This is a genomic window from Bacillus sp. JZ34 (assembly GCF_053903205.1).
Window position 1 is genome coordinate 4295001 of the sequence record NZ_CP096403.1, and the last position, 2500, is coordinate 4297500.

The 2500-nt window shown below is 51.7% G+C and carries 5 tRNA genes and 2 rRNA genes (1 of these 7 running past the window's edge); all 7 read right to left on the reverse strand.

Going from position 1 to position 2500, the window contains the following annotated elements:
• A 23S ribosomal RNA gene (locus M1D90_RS21785) occupies positions 1 to 188 on the reverse strand; it reaches 2742 nt to the left of the window's first position.
• 170 nt (positions 189 to 358) lie between these two features.
• Positions 359 to 1908: ribosomal RNA gene (locus M1D90_RS21790) — 16S ribosomal RNA — on the reverse strand.
• Together the 16S and 23S rRNA genes with 5 tRNA genes alongside form the textbook arrangement of a ribosomal RNA operon.
• A 154-nt stretch (positions 1909 to 2062) precedes the next feature.
• Positions 2063 to 2138 (reverse strand) — tRNA-Ala (locus M1D90_RS21795).
• Between the two features lie 6 nt (positions 2139 to 2144).
• Positions 2145 to 2221, reverse strand: a tRNA-Pro gene (locus M1D90_RS21800).
• Positions 2222 to 2231: 10 nt separating this feature from the next.
• Positions 2232 to 2308 (reverse strand) — tRNA-Arg (locus M1D90_RS21805).
• A gap of 9 nt (positions 2309 to 2317) precedes the next feature.
• A tRNA-Leu gene (locus M1D90_RS21810) sits at positions 2318 to 2403 on the reverse strand.
• Positions 2404 to 2412: 9 nt separating this feature from the next.
• Positions 2413 to 2487, reverse strand: a tRNA-Gly gene (locus M1D90_RS21815).
• Positions 2488 to 2500: the final 13 nt, after the last annotated feature.

The following is a 2500-nucleotide window of genomic DNA, read 5'->3' on the forward strand; positions in this document are numbered from 1 at the left end:
GGGTCTGCCTTCTCATATCCTATGAATTCAGATATGGATACTGCTCCATTACGAGCAGTGGGTTTCCCCATTCGGAAATCTCCGGATCAAAGCTTGCTTACAGCTCCCCGAAGCATATCGGTGTTCGTCCCGTCCTTCATCGGCTCCTAGTGCCAAGGCATCCACCGTGCGCCCTTTCTAACTTAACCGTTAAAAAGAATCACTACGTGATATCTTGCTTACTAATTGAATGTGATGTCTACTGTTATCTAGTTTTCAAAGAACACGCTTTGAAGGAATGATCCTTCAAAACTAAACAAGATCTAAACGCACCTGTCTATAAGACCGCAAGGTCTTATATTCCGTATAATATCCTTAGAAAGGAGGTGATCCAGCCGCACCTTCCGATACGGCTACCTTGTTACGACTTCACCCCAATCATCTGTCCCACCTTCGGCGGCTGGCTCCAAAAGGTTACCTCACCGACTTCGGGTGTTACAAACTCTCGTGGTGTGACGGGCGGTGTGTACAAGGCCCGGGAACGTATTCACCGCGGCATGCTGATCCGCGATTACTAGCGATTCCAGCTTCACGCAGTCGAGTTGCAGACTGCGATCCGAACTGAGAACAGATTTGTGGGATTGGCTTAGCCTCGCGGCTTCGCTGCCCTTTGTTCTGCCCATTGTAGCACGTGTGTAGCCCAGGTCATAAGGGGCATGATGATTTGACGTCATCCCCACCTTCCTCCGGTTTGTCACCGGCAGTCACCTTAGAGTGCCCAACTGAATGCTGGCAACTAAGATCAAGGGTTGCGCTCGTTGCGGGACTTAACCCAACATCTCACGACACGAGCTGACGACAACCATGCACCACCTGTCACTCTGCCCCCGAAGGGGAAGCCCTATCTCTAGGGTTGTCAAAGGATGTCAAGACCTGGTAAGGTTCTTCGCGTTGCTTCGAATTAAACCACATGCTCCACCGCTTGTGCGGGCCCCCGTCAATTCCTTTGAGTTTCAGTCTTGCGACCGTACTCCCCAGGCGGAGTGCTTAATGCGTTTGCTGCAGCACTAAAGGGCGGAAACCCTCTAACACTTAGCACTCATCGTTTACGGCGTGGACTACCAGGGTATCTAATCCTGTTCGCTCCCCACGCTTTCGCGCCTCAGCGTCAGTTACAGACCAGAGAGTCGCCTTCGCCACTGGTGTTCCTCCACATCTCTACGCATTTCACCGCTACACGTGGAATTCCACTCTCCTCTTCTGCACTCAAGTTCCCCAGTTTCCAATGACCCTCCCCGGTTGAGCCGGGGGCTTTCACATCAGACTTAAGAAACCGCCTGCGCGCGCTTTACGCCCAATAATTCCGGACAACGCTTGCCACCTACGTATTACCGCGGCTGCTGGCACGTAGTTAGCCGTGGCTTTCTGGTTAGGTACCGTCAAGGTACCGCCCTATTCGAACGGTACTTGTTCTTCCCTAACAACAGAGTTTTACGATCCGAAAACCTTCATCACTCACGCGGCGTTGCTCCGTCAGACTTTCGTCCATTGCGGAAGATTCCCTACTGCTGCCTCCCGTAGGAGTCTGGGCCGTGTCTCAGTCCCAGTGTGGCCGATCACCCTCTCAGGTCGGCTACGCATCGTTGCCTTGGTGAGCCGTTACCTCACCAACTAGCTAATGCGCCGCGGGTCCATCTGTAAGTGGTAGCTAAAAGCCACCTTTTATAATTGAACCATGCGGTTCAATCAAGCATCCGGTATTAGCCCCGGTTTCCCGGAGTTATCCCAGTCTTACAGGCAGGTTACCCACGTGTTACTCACCCGTCCGCCGCTAACATCAGGGAGCAAGCTCCCATCTATCCGCTCGACTTGCATGTATTAGGCACGCCGCCAGCGTTCGTCCTGAGCCAGGATCAAACTCTCCATGAAGTTTGATAATGACTACGCACATTCGCATGTGCGATTTATTTAATGAATTAACAGGTACGTTTTGTCTTGTTTAGTTTTCAAAGATCATTATTAAAGCAACTCTATTATTATATCTCTTTTAAGATAAATAGTCAAGTGCTTTTTTAAAAATAAATGGTGGAGCCTAGCGGGATCGAACCGCTGACCTCCTGCGTGCAAAGCAGGCGCTCTCCCAGCTGAGCTAAGGCCCCAAAGAATGGTCGGGAAGACAGGATTCGAACCTGCGACCCCATGGTCCCAAACCATGTGCTCTACCAAGCTGAGCTACTTCCCGTTACACATAATGGCGCGCCCGAGAGGAGTCGAACCCCTAACCTTTTGATCCGTAGTCAAACGCTCTATCCAATTGAGCTACGGGCGCATATGTCAATGCCGAGGGCCGGACTTGAACCGGCACGGTAGTCACCTACCGCAGGATTTTAAGTCCTGTGTGTCTGCCAATTCCACCACCCCGGCGTGGATGGTTGGAGCGGAAGACGGGATTCGAACCCGCGACCCCCACCTTGGCAAGGTGGTGTTCTACCACTGAACTACTTCCGCAAATCTTTTTTAT